13 protein-coding genes, 1 tRNA gene, 3 rRNA genes, 1 other RNA gene and 1 pseudogene are annotated in these 17,378 nt (G+C 41.2%); 5 read left to right on the top strand and 14 right to left on the bottom strand.

Features of this window, described 5'->3' with window-relative positions:
- Positions 1-126 precede the first annotated feature (126 nt).
- The 10 genes and pseudogenes from FJQ98_RS00235 to ffs all read right to left on the bottom strand — a co-directional run bounded on the left by FJQ98_RS00235 (position 127) and on the right by ffs (position 10,037).
- Complete coding sequence (locus FJQ98_RS00235) at positions 127-561, bottom strand: SRPBCC family protein (protein ID WP_053594084.1); 435 nt, start codon at positions 559-561, stop codon at positions 127-129.
- A 116-nt stretch (positions 562-677) separates the two neighbouring features.
- Positions 678-793, bottom strand: a 5S ribosomal RNA gene (gene rrf, locus FJQ98_RS00230).
- A gap of 223 nt (positions 794-1,016) precedes the next feature.
- A 23S ribosomal RNA gene (locus FJQ98_RS00225) occupies positions 1,017-3,957 on the bottom strand.
- A 183-nt stretch (positions 3,958-4,140) separates the two neighbouring features.
- A 16S ribosomal RNA gene (locus FJQ98_RS00220) occupies positions 4,141-5,693 on the bottom strand.
- The 16S, 23S and 5S rRNA genes sit together here, the layout of an rRNA operon.
- Positions 5,694-5,985: 292 nt before the next feature.
- Positions 5,986-6,258 carry a pro-sigmaK processing inhibitor BofA family protein gene (locus tag FJQ98_RS00215; protein ID WP_053593600.1) on the bottom strand — a complete coding sequence of 91 codons (273 nt, stop codon included), beginning with the start codon at positions 6,256-6,258 and terminating at the stop codon, positions 5,986-5,988.
- A gap of 271 nt (positions 6,259-6,529) precedes the next feature.
- Entirely contained in the window at positions 6,530-6,745 is a 216-nt protein-coding gene (locus FJQ98_RS00210; RefSeq protein WP_053593601.1) for a YaaL family protein, read from the bottom strand.
- A 13-nt stretch (positions 6,746-6,758) separates the two neighbouring features.
- Entirely contained in the window at positions 6,759-7,355 is a 597-nt protein-coding gene (gene recR, locus FJQ98_RS00205; protein ID WP_053593602.1) for a recombination mediator RecR, read from the bottom strand.
- Positions 7,356-7,366: 11 nt separating this feature from the next.
- Positions 7,367-7,681, bottom strand: a complete 315-nt coding sequence (locus FJQ98_RS00200) for a YbaB/EbfC family nucleoid-associated protein (RefSeq protein ID WP_053593603.1) — start codon at positions 7,679-7,681, stop codon at positions 7,367-7,369.
- A 21-nt stretch (positions 7,682-7,702) separates the two neighbouring features.
- A pseudogene (gene dnaX, locus FJQ98_RS00195) lies at positions 7,703-9,487 on the bottom strand (DNA polymerase III subunit gamma/tau).
- A gap of 282 nt (positions 9,488-9,769) precedes the next feature.
- Positions 9,770-10,037: signal recognition particle sRNA large type (ffs, locus tag FJQ98_RS00190), an RNA gene on the bottom strand.
- Between the two features lie 180 nt (positions 10,038-10,217).
- Here ffs and FJQ98_RS00185 point away from each other — a divergent pair.
- The 5 genes from FJQ98_RS00185 (at position 10,218) to FJQ98_RS00170 (ending at position 14,236) form a co-directional block, all read left to right on the top strand.
- Positions 10,218-10,310, top strand: a tRNA-Ser gene (locus tag FJQ98_RS00185).
- Between the two features lie 104 nt (positions 10,311-10,414).
- On the top strand, positions 10,415-10,543 hold the full coding sequence (locus tag FJQ98_RS27090; protein ID WP_277815926.1) for a hypothetical protein: 129 nt from the start codon (positions 10,415-10,417) through the stop codon (positions 10,541-10,543).
- Between the two features lie 186 nt (positions 10,544-10,729).
- The gene (locus tag FJQ98_RS00180; RefSeq protein WP_053593605.1) at positions 10,730-11,992 is read left to right on the top strand and encodes an ATP-binding protein; all 1,263 of its coding nucleotides are present in this window, start codon (positions 10,730-10,732) and stop codon (positions 11,990-11,992) included.
- On the top strand, positions 11,993-12,871 hold the full coding sequence (locus FJQ98_RS00175; RefSeq protein WP_053593606.1) for a response regulator: 879 nt from the start codon (positions 11,993-11,995) through the stop codon (positions 12,869-12,871).
- Between the two features lie 90 nt (positions 12,872-12,961).
- A complete protein-coding gene (locus tag FJQ98_RS00170; RefSeq protein ID WP_053593607.1) occupies positions 12,962-14,236 on the top strand; it encodes a cation:dicarboxylate symporter family transporter in 1,275 nt (424 codons plus the stop codon).
- A 55-nt stretch (positions 14,237-14,291) separates the two neighbouring features.
- Here the strand turns inward: FJQ98_RS00170 and FJQ98_RS00165 are convergent, their stop codons facing one another.
- The 4 genes from FJQ98_RS00165 to FJQ98_RS00150 all read right to left on the bottom strand — a co-directional run bounded on the left by FJQ98_RS00165 (position 14,292) and on the right by FJQ98_RS00150 (position 17,194).
- Positions 14,292-14,951, bottom strand: a complete 660-nt coding sequence (locus tag FJQ98_RS00165) for an RraA family protein (protein ID WP_053593608.1) — start codon at positions 14,949-14,951, stop codon at positions 14,292-14,294.
- 238 nt (positions 14,952-15,189) lie between these two features.
- A complete protein-coding gene (locus FJQ98_RS00160) occupies positions 15,190-15,729 on the bottom strand; it encodes an LOG family protein (protein ID WP_198926847.1) in 540 nt (179 codons plus the stop codon).
- 161 nt (positions 15,730-15,890) lie between these two features.
- The gene (locus tag FJQ98_RS00155; RefSeq protein ID WP_053593609.1) at positions 15,891-16,559 is read right to left on the bottom strand and encodes a deoxynucleoside kinase; all 669 of its coding nucleotides are present in this window, start codon (positions 16,557-16,559) and stop codon (positions 15,891-15,893) included.
- Positions 16,556-17,194 (bottom strand): deoxynucleoside kinase, encoded by a 639-nt coding sequence (locus FJQ98_RS00150; protein WP_053593610.1) that lies wholly within the window; start codon positions 17,192-17,194, stop codon positions 16,556-16,558. The genes FJQ98_RS00155 and FJQ98_RS00150 overlap by 4 nt, the downstream gene beginning before the upstream one ends.
- Positions 17,195-17,378: the final 184 nt, after the last annotated feature.

Genomic DNA, 17,378 nt, shown 5'->3' with positions numbered 1-17,378 from the left:
AAATATCAGCCCAAACTTTTGGTGATAAATACAAAAAGATCATTGCATCTAATAGCAATGACCTTCTACTCTTTTTAGTAAAAACTATTCTAAAATGTACTTAACGCCAGTTTCTCTACTAACATACTAGATACTAGCCTTTACCGCCATCTCTTGTACTAGCTTTTCTACTAATTGCGGTACAAACTTTTCTAAAATTGGATTCATCATCCCCGCTAAGAAACCGCTTGCCTTCATTGTTAAATTGCCTGCTAACTGACATGTACCGTCTTGATTTTGTGTAATTTCAAAATAACCATCACCATTTATCGGATCTGATAAGCCTACCAAATCAAACAAAACTTGATTAGGATTTGACTCCTTGCCCTTAAGCTCAACCTTTACAGCTTTTTGGATAATGCCAAAATCCCCTTGAAATACCCAAATCATATTTTGCTCATTTGGAAATTCATGATGTAAATAACCAGGTATTAGTACAGCCCATTGCTCTTTATTTTGAATAAACTCCTGTAGCCTGGCTCGTTCAATTTGGATATTTTCACTATATAATCCTGTTGCCACTTCAATACACCCCTTATTTGTTAATTTATATCAATTAAATTCTAACATTTTTCAAGGGTTTATTACTGAGTTTAATTAAAACAAAAAAACCACTGATTTCTCAGTGGCTACTTTTTGCCTAGCGACGTCCTACTCTCACAGGGGGAAGCCCCCAACTACCATCGGCGCTAAAGAGCTTAACTTCCGTGTTCGGTATGGGAACGGGTGTGACCTCTTTGCCATCATCACTAGACTATTGACGACCTCCAATACACGGCGTATTACTGCGTCAGCTTCTCTCGTTCAATCGGTCACGTACAGAGGTACGCTCCCTCATTCACTCGTTTGCTTCCTTGTACTACTTGTGTCTTGAAGCTCTCTTTGGCTTTCAATATACGTCGTATCTTGAAACCCTAAAATGAAAGGTTTTGTTCTTTCAAAACTGGATAAACGGTGCATTGAATGTTTCAAACATTTTGGTTAAGTCCTCGATCGATTAGTATTCGTCAGCTCCATGTGTCACCACACTTCCACCTCGAACCTATCTACCTCATCGTCTTTGAGGGATCTTACTTACTTGCGTAATGGGAAATCTCATCTTGAGGGGGCTTCATGCTTAGATGCTTTCAGCACTTATCCCGTCCACACATAGCTACCCAGCGATGCCTTTGGCAAGACAACTGGTACACCAGCGGTGTGTCCATCCCGGTCCTCTCGTACTAAGGACAGCTCCTCTCAAATTTCCTACGCCCACGACGGATAGGGACCGAACTGTCTCACGACGTTCTGAACCCAGCTCGCGTACCGCTTTAATGGGCGAACAGCCCAACCCTTGGGACCGACTACAGCCCCAGGATGCGATGAGCCGACATCGAGGTGCCAAACCTCCCCGTCGATGTGGACTCTTGGGGGAGATAAGCCTGTTATCCCCGGGGTAGCTTTTATCCGTTGAGCGATGGCCCTTCCATGCGGAACCACCGGATCACTAAGCCCTGTCTTTTCGACCCTGCTCGACTTGTAGGTCTCGCAGTCAAGCTCCCTTGTGCCTTTACACTCTACGAATGATTTCCAACCATTCTGAGGGAACCTTTGGGCGCCTCCGTTACCTTTTAGGAGGCGACCGCCCCAGTCAAACTGTCCGCCTGACACTGTCTCCTGCCCCGCTAAAGGGGCATGGGTTAGAATTTCAATACAACCAGGGTAGTATCCCACCGACGCCTCCTTCGAAGCTGGCGCTCCGAGATCTCTGGCTCCTACCTATCCTGTACAAGTTGTACCAAAAATTCAATATCAGGCTACAGTAAAGCTCCACGGGGTCTTTCCGTCCTGTCGCGGGTAACCTGCATCTTCACAGGTACTATAATTTCACCGAGTCTCTCGTTGAGACAGTGCCCAGATCGTTACGCCTTTTCGTGCGGGTCGGAACTTACCCGACAAGGAATTTCGCTACCTTAGGACCGTTATAGTTACGGCCGCCGTTTACTGGGGCTTCACTCGCAGCTTCGCTTGCGCTAACCACTCCTCTTAACCTTCCAGCACCGGGCAGGCGTCAGCCCCTATACGTCACCTTACGGTTTTGCAGAGACCTGTGTTTTTTTGCTAAACAGTCGCCTGGGCCTATTCACTGCGGCTCTCATGCGCTTGCACGCTCAAGAGCACCCCTTCTCCCGAAGTTACGGGGTCATTTTTGCCGAGTTCCTTAACGAGAGTTCTCTCGCACACCTTAGGATTCTCTCCTCGACTACCTGTGTCGGTTTGCGGTACGGGCACCTCTCACCTCGATAGAGGCTTTTTCTTGGCAGTGTGAAATCAGGAACTTCGTCCATACGGACTCGCCATCACAGCTCAACGTTATAGTGTGCGGATTTGCCTACACACACGCCTTACTGCTTGGACGCGCACAACCAACGGCGCGCTTATCCCTATCCTACTGCGTCCCCCATTTCTCAAACGGTGAGGAGGTGGTACAGGAATATCAACCTGTTGTCCATCGCCTACGCCTATCGGCCTCGGCTTAGGTCCCGACTAACCCTGAGCGGACGAGCCTTCCTCAGGAAACCTTAGTCATACGGTGGACGGGATTCTCACCCGTCTTTTCGCTACTCATACCGGCATTCTCACTTCTAAGCGCTCCACCAGTCCTTCCGGTCTGACTTCAACGCACTTAGAACGCTCTCCTACCACTGACATCATAGATGTCAATCCACAGCTTCGGTGAATCGTTTAGCCCCGATACATTTTTCGGCGCAGCGTCACTCGACCAGTGAGCTATTACGCACTCTTTAAATGATGGCTGCTTCTAAGCCAACATCCTGGTTGTCTGTGCAACGCCACATCCTTTTCCACTTAACGATTACTTTGGGACCTTAGCTGGTGGTCTGGGCTGTTTCCCTTTTGACTACGGATCTTATCACTCGCAGTCTGACTCCCGTGTATAAATATCTGGCATTCGGAGTTTGTCTGAATTCGGTAAACCGGGATGGCCCCCTAGTCCAAACAGTGCTCTACCTCCAGTATTCTCATCACGAGGCTAGCCCTCAAAGCTATTTCGGAGAGAACCAGCTATCTCCAGGTTCGATTGGAATTTCTCCGCTACCCACACCTCATCCCCGCACTTTTCAACGTGCGTGGGTTCGGGCCTCCAGTAAGTGTTACCTCACCTTCACCCTGGACATGGGTAGATCACCTGGTTTCTGGGTCTACGACCACGTACTATTTCGCCCTATTCAGACTCGCTTTCGCTGCGGCTCCGCCTTCTAAAGCTTAACCTCGCACGTAATCGTAACTCGCCGGTTCATTCTACAAAAGGCACGCTATCACCCATTAACGGGCTCTAACTACTTGTAGGCACACGGTTTCAGGATCTCTTTCACTCCCCTTCCGGGGTGCTTTTCACCTTTCCCTCACGGTACTGGTTCACTATCGGTCACTAGGTAGTATTTAGCCTTGGGAGATGGTCCTCCCGGATTCCGACGGAATTTCACGTGTTCCGCCGTACTCAGGATCCACTCTGGAGAGAACGAACTTTCGACTACAGGGCTTTTTACCTGCTCTGGCGGACCTTTCCAAGTCGCTTCATCTAACTCGTTCTTTTGTAACTCCGTATAGAGTGTCTCTACAACCCCAAGAGGCAAGCCTCTTGGTTTGGGCTCTTCCCGTTTCGCTCGCCGCTACTCAGGGAATCGATTTTTCTTTCTCTTCCTCCAGGTACTTAGATGTTTCAGTTCCCTGGGTCTGCCTTCAAGACGCTATGAATTCACGTCAAGATACTACGCGATTAAACGTAGTGGGTTCCCCCATTCGGAAATCTCCGGATCAAAGCTCACTTACAGCTCCCCGAAGCATATCGGTGTTAGTGCCGTCCTTCTTCGGCTCCTAGTGCCAAGGCATTCGCCGTGCGCCCTTAATAACTTAACCAAGTTATTAAGCCTATAAAAAAAACTTAAAAAAATAAATGTGTTTGTTACAATTTCAATGTCGTTTTATCCAGTTTTCAAAGAACAAGTTTTGAAGTATTTCATTCGTAAGAATGAACCTTCAAAACTGAACGCAAAACGTAATCTTACAAACCCTAGGTTTGTATTCCGAAAATATCCTTAGAAAGGAGGTGATCCAGCCGCACCTTCCGATACGGCTACCTTGTTACGACTTCACCCCAATCATCTATCCCACCTTCGGCGGCTGGCTCCAAAAGGTTACCCCACCGACTTCGGGTGTTACAAACTCTCGTGGTGTGACGGGCGGTGTGTACAAGGCCCGGGAACGTATTCACCGCGGCATGCTGATCCGCGATTACTAGCGATTCCGGCTTCATGTAGGCGAGTTGCAGCCTACAATCCGAACTGAGAACGACTTTATCGGATTAGCTCCCTCTCGCGAGTTGGCAACCGTTTGTATCGTCCATTGTAGCACGTGTGTAGCCCAGGTCATAAGGGGCATGATGATTTGACGTCATCCCCACCTTCCTCCGGTTTGTCACCGGCAGTCACCTTAGAGTGCCCAACTAAATGATGGCAACTAAGATCAAGGGTTGCGCTCGTTGCGGGACTTAACCCAACATCTCACGACACGAGCTGACGACAACCATGCACCACCTGTCACCGTTGTCCCCGAAGGGAAAAACTATATCTCTACAGTGGTCAACGGGATGTCAAGACCTGGTAAGGTTCTTCGCGTTGCTTCGAATTAAAACCACATGCTCCACCGCTTGTGCGGGCCCCCGTCAATTCCTTTGAGTTTCAGTCTTGCGACCGTACTCCCCAGGCGGAGTGCTTAATGCGTTAGCTGCAGCACTAAGGGGCGGAAACCCCTAACACTTAGCACTCATCGTTTACGGCGTGGACTACCAGGGTATCTAATCCTGTTTGCTCCCACGCTTTCGCGCCTCAGCGTCAGTTACAGACCAGAAAGTCGCCTTCGCCACTGGTGTTCCTCCAAATCTCTACGCATTTCACCGCTACACTTGGAATTCCACTTTCCTCTTCTGCACTCAAGTCCCCCAGTTTCCAATGACCCTCCACGGTTGAGCCGTGGGCTTTCACATCAGACTTAAAGCGACCGCCTGCGCGCGCTTTACGCCCAATAATTCCGGACAACGCTTGCCACCTACGTATTACCGCGGCTGCTGGCACGTAGTTAGCCGTGGCTTTCTAATAAGGTACCGTCAAGGTACAGCCAGTTACTACTGTACTTGTTCTTCCCTTACAACAGAGTTTTACGATCCGAAAACCTTCTTCACTCACGCGGCGTTGCTCCATCAGGCTTTCGCCCATTGTGGAAGATTCCCTACTGCTGCCTCCCGTAGGAGTCTGGGCCGTGTCTCAGTCCCAGTGTGGCCGATCACCCTCTCAGGTCGGCTACGCATCGTTGCCTTGGTGAGCCGTTACCTCACCAACTAGCTAATGCGCCGCGGGCCCATCTTATAGCGACAGCCGAAACCGTCTTTCAATACTTCACCATGAAGCGAAATAGATTATTCGGTATTAGCCCCGGTTTCCCGGAGTTATCCCAAACTATAAGGTAGGTTGCCCACGTGTTACTCACCCGTCCGCCGCTAACGTCAAAGGAGCAAGCTCCTTCTCTGTTCGCTCGACTTGCATGTATTAGGCACGCCGCCAGCGTTCGTCCTGAGCCAGGATCAAACTCTCCATAAAAAGAAATTTGATTAGCTCAAATTGTTTTGCTGGCATCATGTTTGATGTCCAAAATTTTGTTTCGTTCACCAACTCAAGGTTAGCTACTAAAAACTTTATTGATTACGTTTTGCTTGTTCAGTTTTCAAGGTTCATTTCGCCGCTGCTTTCGTAACAGCAACTCTTATATAATACCATGTCGCAAACCAGATGTCAACAACTAAATTGTTTAATTTATTTGTTCGTTTGTTTTTCAACAGTCATCTTAGCGACTCTTATTACTATACCATAATATTTTCGCTTTGCAAGCATTTTATAAAAAAAATATTAAAGCAGTTATTCCTAGTACACCTGGAATACCTAATATTGCAATTGTTAACACAGAAAACAGATTAATGGGTATATTATAGCCGGCATACCCTATACTTAAATGAATAATGAATAATAAAAGAAAGGCAAATGCAAACCTAAACCAAAACACAGACATTCCTTCTAAAATCTTACCCATCTTAGCATGTCTTATTATTATATAAAGAAAAAGAAGCACTACAGGTACACAAAAACTCATAATTACTAACCACGACATATGGTTTCCCCCTTAACTATATAATTACGAAAGTTTATGTTTCCTGTTTTGCTTCTATGAATATCAATTATGCCTCGGCATAATTGCGTCTGGATTCGGCTTTGTGCTTAGGCCTGCATGATGCAGGTCAGTTAGCCGTTATCGCATGGATGCGATGATTTTAGGCTAACATCCTTTTTAAGAAATCCTTTCCGATTCCGTGACATCCGCCGGAAGCATTAACTTATTTCAGCGGATGTTTGGACACCCGCTGAAATAAGTTAAAAAACTATTATTTAATTAATACTCTCCGAATTCTAGCTTCTTTAAATAAATAAAAATGTATACTCTCTGCCACTTTTCGTTGAGCAATTGCATCTAAATCATAGTCATCTAGGAACTCTTCAATTATCTTTGCTTGCTGTAAATCCTCTTTTGTTTCTTTTATAAGACTCACAAGCTTGTCGTCGAATTCTTTTTTTAATTTTCCCTTACTGCGGAAGAACATAATAATCCCTCACTCACAATTCTCGGCGACCTTCCATTGCCTTCGATAACGTTACTTCATCTGCATATTCTAAATCTCCACCTACTGGTAGTCCATGAGCGATCCGTGTTGTTCGAATACCAGATGGTTTCACTAAACGAGAAATATACATCGCTGTTGCCTCACCTTCAATAGTTGAATTCGTAGCTAAAATAAGCTCCTGAACAGCCTCATCTTGCAAACGAACTAGTAGGGAAGCGACATTAATATCCTCTGGACCAATACCATCCATAGGTGAAATAGCTCCCTGTAATACATGATACATACCATTGAAATCACGCATTTTTTCCATTGCAATTACATCTTTTGTATCTTGAACAACACAAATAACAGAATGATCTCGTTGTTTGTCCGTACAAATATGGCATGGATCTACATCAGTTATATTGCCACACACGGAACAATAGCTTAAATTTCGTTTAGCATCAATTAATGCCTTTGAAAAGGATAAAACGTCATCCTCTTTCATTGTCAACACAAAAAACGCCAGACGAGCCGCGGTTTTCGGCCCGATACCTGGCAATTTCATAAAACTATCAATCAGTTTCGATATTGGTTCGGGGTAGTACATTTATTTACCTCCTAGAATGGAAGGTTCATGCCTTGAGTGAATTTACCCATTGTTGCATTTGTTTTCTCATCCACTTTTTTCAGAGCTTCATTTGCAGCAACAACGATTAAATCTTGTAGCATTTCGATATCATCTGGATCTACTACTGATGGATCTAGATTTACTTCTACAATTTCACGTTGACCAGTTACAGATACTTTCACCATACCGCCGCCAGCAGCACCTTCAAATTGCTCTGCATTTAAAGCCTCTTGAGCTTCCATCATTTCCTTTTGCATTTTTTGCATTTTTTTCATCATGCCTTGCATATTTCCCATACCACGCATAAACGAATTCCTCCTAAATGATTAATCTTCAACAATTTCAATAAAATCTTTACCAAACAACTTTTCCGCTTCCGTCACAAGTGGATCTTGTGAAGCAAGTGGTTGGGCATCGTCGATAAATGGCTCTTCTGGCATTTCTGCCGGTGGTTCTAATAATTCCACTTCATGATCGGTCTCATCCTGAGATTTTTTTTGCTGCTGCATGCCATGATCACGAATAAACTCTTCACGTAATTTTAACCAGGTTTCTTCAGGCGTACAAAGCATTTCATACGTAGTACCAATTTGCCCTGCAATTAATTGTGTGAAGTGAGCTTTTTAGGATTGATTATCAGCAACCATTTGACAATGAATATCATACTTGAATTTTAACACAAAAGCACTTGAAGATGCCGCAACAGGTTCAGCTTCTGCTAAAAGAGCTGACTGAGATTTTTGCATTTGGCTTAACGCCTGTGCCCAAACCGATTTAATACGTTGCACATCTTGCTTTGTCGCATCCTTTAGCACCTCTTGAATACGACCTGTTGGTGCTTTATAACCATTCGGACTTTTCGCTCGTGGACGTTGCTCTTTTGGTGCTTGCGCCGTTTGCATAGGAGCACCAGCTTGTAATTGCGCTGATAATTGTTGCACCATTTGCTCAAGTGCCACGATTTTTTGAGCAAGTTCAGGGCTCATAGCTGCCTCACCTGAAGTGGTAGTTTGACTAACTACCCCTCCTGAAAACTGTACCATTTTAAGTAGCGCTGTTTCTAAGTAAATCTTTGTATGGTGAGAGAACCGCATTTCTTGCTGTGTTTTCGCTAAAATATCAATGTAGCCATATAGCAAATCAGGTGCAAATTCATGCGCTAATGTAAATACTCGCTCCTCTGGTGATACTAGCTCTAATAATTCAGCCAAATCATCACTCGTTTGTAGCAATAATAAGTCCCGGAAAAATGTAATCAGGTCCTCTGAAAGGCGAAGAGGATCTTTTCCATCCGCAATAAGCTGTTCTAATAACGCGAGCATTTGTGCGACATCTTTTACTTTTAGAGCCTCTGCTAATTCATAGAAAACTTCCTGACTGATGGAACCAGTAACAAGTAATGCATCCTCAAGCTTCAGCGTTTCTCCACTGAAGGATACAACCTGATCTAATAAGCTTAAAGCATCGCGCATACCTCCAGCTGCAGATTGTGAGATTACTTTCAAGCCTTGTTCCTCATATGGCAGCTTAATATCCTCTAACACGACTTTCATGCGCTCAATAATATCATTGGTCGAAAGACGCTTGAAGTCAAAGCGCTGACAACGTGAAATAATCGTTGCAGGCAATTTATGAGGCTCCGTCGTTGCTAAAATAAATACAGCGTGTGGAGGTGGTTCTTCTAATGTCTTTAAAAGTGCATTAAAAGCACTTGTAGAGAGCATATGCACTTCATCAATGATATACACTTTATATCTGCTACTTGCAGGTGCAAATCGAACTTTCTCAATGATGTCACGTATTTCTTCAACGCGTGAATTAGACGCCGCGTCAAATTCAATAACATCTGGGTGGGAGCCATCTGTAATGCTTAAACAAGTAGCACATTCGTTACAAGGCTCGTTTGATGGTGCATGCTCACAGTTTAAAGCTTTTGCAAAAATTTTAGCTGTACTTGTTTTCCCAGTACCACGCGGACCAGAAAATAAATACGCATGTGTTGTTTTATTCGCTAGGAGAGCATTTTGTAGCGTTCTTTTGACATGTGCTTGACCAGACATCTCTCGAAATGATTGCGGTCGATACACACGATAAAATGCTTGATACGTCAATGGTTTCCTCTCCTCTTCTTTATTATATAGAATAGTTCTATTATAGCATTTGCCACATTATTTATAAAATAGTGTCTCCATTTTTCAAAAAATTTGAGACGATTCTCTTTCACTTCCCGTAGTGAAGGCTGATGTTTCCGGCTCCTATCGGCCGCCTCGCACAATTTGTTGCTTCCTTAAACGTTCTGGCGATTGCTCTTCCGTCCCAACAAATATTATAAAATCATATAAAAAAACGCACCCGCCTTTGTAGACGGATGCGTTTAAATTGGCAATTTAATGCCGTGCACCTTTCTTCGACAGCCGCACATAAGCGTTACTCTTGTCGTTAGCTCAGATTAGGCAACCCCGCGGCACATGAATAAGACCACTTAATGCTGCTTCCTTCCGGACCTGACATAGTTCATGGGTATCCATTGCGCAGGACCCAATCGTCAACACTACGTGCAAAAGGCAGACCAAACAATACGGACAGCCTCGAAAAAGGAATTCAGTCTCGCTAGAGCGGATTGCGAGTTACAGGACACCGCTACCTTCCCACCTAGCACGGCAATAACTAGTATACTTACTGTTTTCATAAATTGCAACTCAATACGCATAATATTTATATGGAATAATCTATCAGCAACGTAAATAAGCATTTAGAAAATAAAAATTTTAAAAATCTGTTGACGCGATTTTCAAAATATGATAAATTAATTCTTGTCGATAAGACATGCAACAAAATAATGGAGGTATACCCAAGTCTGGCTGAAGGGATCGGTCTTGAAAACCGACAGGCGGGTAACACCGCGCGGGGGTTCGAATCCCTCTACCTCCTCCAGTTTTAAAATTCCGACTACGAATGTAGCCGTTTTTTTTTGCCTAAAAATTGTATGTAATACTTGCTAGATACCACTTCCGCTTAGGTTGTGGTATTTTTTATTATTGAAATTACGATTTATCTTCATTCAGCAACTCTTTTCTGTAGCGAAAGCGAAGCGTCAGCTACAAGTGTTTTCTGTAGCGAAAGCAAAGCGTCAGCTACAATTACGCCAAGGCGAAAAATTGATATAACTGGGAATAATCTATAGTATTATTTCATCTAGACAAATGCGCTTTCGTTTCGAAGTCGCATTCCGCCCCAACACAACATCAAAAGTGATGGTACAATTACTTTTATTTCAAACACACGACGCGCTCTTTAGCACATCTTTTCTTTGCTATATCGCTCTACTAATATTGATTAGGGAGGATTTTTTAATGCACTCAAAAATTTCTATATCTCGTGCTTCCCTCACTTGGATTTTCATAATTGCTCTATTAACTGCTATCGGTAGTGAGATTAAAATAATGCCTTTCGCTAATACAACGTTTCGTTTTGGATTAGGAAGTATTATTTTCTTTTTATGTACTCTACTTAGACCTACACCTATAATTTTGGCTGGATTTACTACAAGCATCGTGATAACCATTTTTCGAGTGATCATTAATTACTCTTTTCATGATATTCCATTAATGGATAGCTTGGTAACACATTTACCTGCTGCTGCATTTTATGTATTGTTTGCAGTATGCCTACAAATTCTAAGCATTCATCAATATAGAGAAAAACCACTAATGCTTGGATTACTAGTTGCGTTTAGTGAAGTATTCAGTAATTTTGTAGAACAGCTATTTCGTTTTTTTGTTAATTCTTATACTTTTTTACACCTTCATGATTTACTTATACTATTAGCAGTTGCTTTATTGCGTAGTTTTTTTGTAGTTGGTATTTATAGTTCCATTTTACTTGCAGAGCAAAAAAAACGTGTTCAGGAAATGCTTACGATCGGCTCAGATTTATATGTTGAGACACTTTATTTAAAAAAATCTATGAACCATATCGAAACAATTACAGCTAATGGGTTTGATTTATATCGACAATTAAAGTCATTAGGATATCGTTCGGAAAGTTTACAGGCACTCCATATTGCCCAGGAAATTCATGAAGTCAAGAAGGATTCACAACGTATTTATGCGGGTATTTCTAAAATTGTCGGCGAAAAGAGTTTTGGCACCCTTAGATTGTCAGAATTATTACATTATATTGAGGATGGCAATAGTAAATATGCTGAATTACTCGGGAAAGAAATTCAGTTTAACATAAATATAGACACCGATTTTCAAACGAAAGAACATATTGCATTGCTTGCACTTTTGAATAATTTAACAGCTAATGCTATAGAAGCAATTGAGGGACAAGGTATCGTTTCTATTGCCATTCAACAACTACAGGATGATACTGTAATAACAGTATGTGATAACGGAAAGGGCATTTTACAAAGTGATCTCTCAATTATTTTTGAACCTGGATATACCACGAAATACAATGTGGATGGTGTCGCGGCAACAGGCATTGGGCTTTCACATGTTGCTGAATTAGTTAATAAATTAAATGGCTCCATATCCGTTGAATCAAACAATGCAAACACAATGTTTAAAATTACAGTTCCTACGCAAACTATTCAAACGGGAGAGACTTAAATGAGGTATTTTATTGTAGATGATGATCGTGCAAGCCGGGTCATGTTAAAACAAATTATTGAAGATAGTGGTTTAGGTACAGTTATTGGTGAAGCACGCAATGGTGAGGACGCCATTCCACAAATTTTAATGACACAGCCGGAGTTTGTACTTATCGATTTGCTTATGCCTAAGCTTGATGGTATAGCAACAGTCGAGCACCTTATTCAAAATCGTTTTGAGGGACAATTTGTTATGATTTCTCAGGTAGTGAATAAGGAAATGGTCGGCGAGGCATATGAACAAGGTATAGATTTCTTTATTCATAAACCTATAAACCGTATTGAGGTTGAGAATGTTTTACGTAAAACAACTGAACAATTTCGCCTAAAAAACTCATTGCTAATTATTCGCCAATCACTTACAAGCATTGATCTAAGTGAACAAATAAATCATAAAGCAACGTCACGCGATCATATTCAATCAATTTTAAATGATATGGGTATCGTTGGTGAAATCGGAAGCGAGGATATTATAGCTATTATCGAAACATTACTAGCTCATCAGCACAAGATTGCACCTCTTCCTCCATTAAAGGAATTATATGAGGAAATTGCAGCAGTTACAAAGGCTACTCCAGATGACATTTTAAAAGAAAGTAAAGCTATTGAACAGCGAGTGCGTCGTACGATATTAGCAGCGATGATAAATCTCGCCAATTTAGGGGTCGTTGATTATACAAACTCTGAATTTGAATATTATGCACCTCGATACTTTGACTTTAAAGAGATTCGTCAGCTTATGACTCAAATAGAAGGCCACGCAAATCGTAAAGCAAAGGTTAATATTAAGAAATTTATTCAAGTACTATATTCAGACATTTTAACAAAAGTAAATTAATTTTCTCGGATTTTGTCGGATTCCATAAGTCCTCCGTATTATTAAAGTAAGGCGTGTCCTAAAAATTTTAATATTAGGAGGTACGAAGGTTTGAAGAAGAAATTTAAAATCAGTTTAGCCACTCAAATTTTAGTCGGTTTGATTTTAGGGATTATTGTTGGCGGTATCTTTTACGGAAACCCCAAAATTGAAACATATTTACAACCTTTAGGGGATATTTTCCTTCATCTTATTAAGATGATTGTAGTACCGATTATTATTTCGACTTTAATCGTTGGTGTTGCTGGAACTGGAGACATGAAACAGCTTGGACGCTTAGGCGGGAAAACAATTATTTACTTTGAAATTATTACAACAGTAGCAATTGTAGTTGGTTTACTTTCCGCAAACTTATTCCAACCAGGCGCAGGCATTAACATGAACGAGCTCTCTCAAGGAGATATTTCGCAATACGTTGAAACGACAGAAGAAGTACAGCATGAAGGACCATTTGATATTATTGTAGACATTGTACCAACAAATATCATTCAGTCAATGGCTGAAGGTAATATGCTTGCTATCATCTTCTTCTCTGTTATTTTTGGTTTAGGGGTTGCTGCCATTGGCGAACGAGGTAAGCCAGTATTAGACTTCTTCCAAGGTGTAGCAGATGCTATGTTCTGGGTAACTAACCTTGTAATGAAATTCGCTCCAATTGGGGTATTTGGTTTAATCGGTGTAACCGTTTCCAAATATGGATTTGCTTCACTAATACCACTTGGCAAACTTGCTATACTTGTTTATGCAACAATGCTATTCTTTATCTTTGTAGTTCTTGGTCTTGTAGCAAAATTCACGGGTATCAACATTTTCTTCTTAATTAAGGTACTAAAAGATGAGCTAATTTTAGCGTTCTCAACAGCAAGTTCTGAGGCTGTGTTACCACGAGTTATGTTGAAAATGGAGAAATTAGGTGCTCCAAAGGATATCGTATCTTTTGTTATTCCAACCGGTTACTCCTTTAACTTAGATGGTTCAACACTGTACCAAGCTATTGCTGCATTATTTATCGCTCAAATGTACGGTATTCACCTAAGCATTGGTGAACAAATTACGTTAATGCTTGTATTAATGGTTACATCTAAAGGGATTGCAGGTGTTCCAGGAGTATCCTTCGTTGTACTTCTAGCAACTTTAGGTACTGTCGGCATTCCACTTGAAGGTTTAGCATTCATCGCAGGTATCGATCGTATCCTTGATATGGGACGTACAGTCGTTAACGTAATTGGTAACTCACTTGCGTCATTAGTTATGGCGAAATGGGAAGGCCGTTTCGATTCAGAAAAAATGAAAAATTACTTTAATGATAATGAAAATTTAGCATAAAATAAAAAAATCCTCACGATGTATGGATGGCATCGTGAGGGTTTTTTTACTTTGATCAATTATGCCTCGGCATAGTTGCGTTCGGAATCGGCTTTGTGCTTGCACAAACTTTATCTAAATAAGCAATAATCGATTCTTTTCCATTTGCATGTGCTTCTTGTGCGCGTATTTCATCTTTTTCAAGCTTTACCTCAGCAGCTGCAACAATCCGTTCTGCATCTTCCCGCGGCACGACAACGACACCGTCCACATCCCCAAAAATATAATCACCAGGATGAACAGTAACGCCTCCAATAGCAATAGGAACATTTACTTTTCCACCACCGTTTTTATTGCCAGCCGCTACCGTTGTGCCAAGCGAGAATACAGGAAAATCCAGCTCACGAATAGCTGCAATATCACGAATAACACCATCTACGACAAAGCCTTGTACACCAATACCCTTCGCTAATGAAAGAACAAAATCACCAGCAACAGCTCGATTGGTATTTCCTTTAGCGTCAATTACTAAAATATCCCCTTCACTAGCAGCTCGAATGGCTTCCAGTACCGCACCATTTTCGCCATCTGGTAAACGCACTGTTACCGCACGACCAGCAATTTTAAAATGATCTGCTAGCGGTTTAATATCACTGCGTAAATTCGTATGTCCTCCTGTCGCATCTGAAACCGCAGTCGTCGGTAAATGCTTAAAACTTACTTCCACCTTTGTCATCTATAACACCCCTATTATGATTTAAGAAAGCCTTACACAATTATTGTAAATAAAACTCTTCTACTATTTCAATATATATCAGAAAATTATGGAAATAAAACATTTGATTATGTTACCGTTAGGAGTAATAATTGCACTATTTATCCTTCTTTATGAAACAAAAGAGGAGAAATGAAGCTATAAAAAACGCATTTTTCGTGGAAGTACGTATAGATATAATTTATTAAAAGAAGAAATTTTACCCATGTTTTTTTAATAAATTTAATATTTCCTCTGATGAAGTAGCTACACGAATAAGTGATTTTTGTTCTGTGCGTATAAAACCTTCCTCGAGCATTTTTTTAAAATGTTGTAAAATCGCATCATAAAAGCTATTTACATTGTATAAAATTACTGGCTTTTCATGTAATCCGATTTGTGCCCACGTAAACACTTCAAAATATTCATCCATTGTCCCGCCACCACCTGGAAGAGCTATAAATGCATCTGCTAACTCTACCATTTTGGCCTTACGTACGTGCATAGACTCAACAAAATGAATTTCTGTTAATGAGGCATGCGCTAATTCCCGCTTCTGTAGATGAGTTGGCATCACGCCAATAACCTCTCCTCCAGCTGCTAATACTGCATCTGCAACTTTCCCCATTAATCCTGTTTTCGAACCACCATAAACGACACCATGACCATTTTGCGCTAATACCGTCCCTAATTCGGCTGCCTTCTCTGCATAAATTGGGTTTATGCCTAAGCCCGAACCGCAATACACCGCTATTTTCATAGTAATCCCTCCTATTTCAAAAGACGTGACACAATAGGCTACATATTGTCTCACGTCTTTTGATCATTTATTTTTTTGTTTAAACCTGTCGCTCCGCTTTCGACCAGAACTTCAAAATTTATCTCCCTATTGTTTTAGAGATATTAGCTTTAATAAACCTTCTATTTACGTAAATGACTTGTTTGCTTTAGCATATGACTGATGCGGCTCACAATTGATTCAATTGCTTCAGGATTTTTTAATAAATCATAATCATTAATATCTAAACGTAGAACTGGGCATGAATTAAAGTTATTAATCCAGTTCTCATAGCGTTCATGCATTTCAATCCAATAATCGTTCGGTGTTTGCTGCTCCATCTCACGTCCACGTTCTTGAATACGTCCAATTACAGCATCGATTGGCCCCTCTAGATAAACGAGTAAATTTGGATGTGGGAAGTACGGTGTCATCACCATCGCATCAAATAAATTTGTATAAGTCTCGTAATCCGTTGGGCTCATTGTACCTTTGTCATAATGCATCTTTGCAAAAATCCCTGTATCTTCATAGATAGAACGGTCTTGAATAAACCCGCCGCCATATTCGAAAATACGCTTCTGCTCCTTAAAACGCTCTGCTAAAAAATACACCTGTAGATGAAAGCTCCATTTCTCAAAGTCCTCATAAAACTTATCTAAATACGGATTTGTATCCACCTTTTCAAATGACGTACGGAAATTTAGCGCCTCTGCTAATGCCTTTGTCATCGTTGATTTCCCTACACCAACAGTACCAGCGATTGTAATGACCGTTTGTGGAGGAATATCGTATTTCTCTCTCAAATTCATTGTTGCAAACTCCTTTGTTGTAACGTGTCCTTTATTGTTTGTAAAACATATTTCAAATCATTTGGATTCTTTACGAAATCAAGCTGATCACCATTAAATCGAATAACAGGAATTTCGGGATGCATGCTCTCAAAATGCTCGATAAAGGAATGATAATCTACCACTAGTTGCTCCATGTAATCTCGTGAAATCATTTTTTCAAATTCACGACCACGCATCGCAATACGTTTCATCAACGTATCAACACTGGCATGTAAATAAACAACTACATTTGGTACAGGCATATCTTTCGTTAATATTTTATAGATTTCTTCGTACTTATCATACTCAGATGATGCTAATGTACGTTTTGCAAATATTAAATTTTTAAAAATATGGTAATCTGCTACAACAGGTTTATCATGCGTTAAACGAAATTTTTTTATATCTGATAATTGTTTATAGCGATTACATAGGAAGAACATTTCGGTTTGGAAGCTCCATTCCTCAATGTTTTCATAAAACTTATTTAGAAAAGGGTTTTCGTCTACTATTTCTTTTAATAGATGGTAATTAAATGTCGCTGCTATCTCTTTAGATAAAGAGGTTTTACCAACACCAATCGGACCTTCTACCGTAACAAATGGAACCGTCACCAGAAGCTCCTCCTTTATGTTCTATGGATTCTATCGTCAATTACCCCTGCGTCGAGGCTTGTATTATTTAGAAAGTAAATCAGTGCTTTTCATTGTATCATAGTGAGAAAGTGAAAAACAGAATCAAGCTATATCTCTATTAAAATATGCGGCCATAAACGACAATCAATTATGCCTCAGCAGA

Origin of the sequence: Lysinibacillus agricola, assembly GCF_016638705.1 — a bacterium.
Taxonomy (GTDB): domain Bacteria; phylum Bacillota; class Bacilli; order Bacillales_A; family Planococcaceae; genus Lysinibacillus; species Lysinibacillus agricola.
The sequence above is the reverse complement of the archived record's forward strand: the minus strand, read 5'-3'. Positions and strand labels throughout refer to the sequence as shown.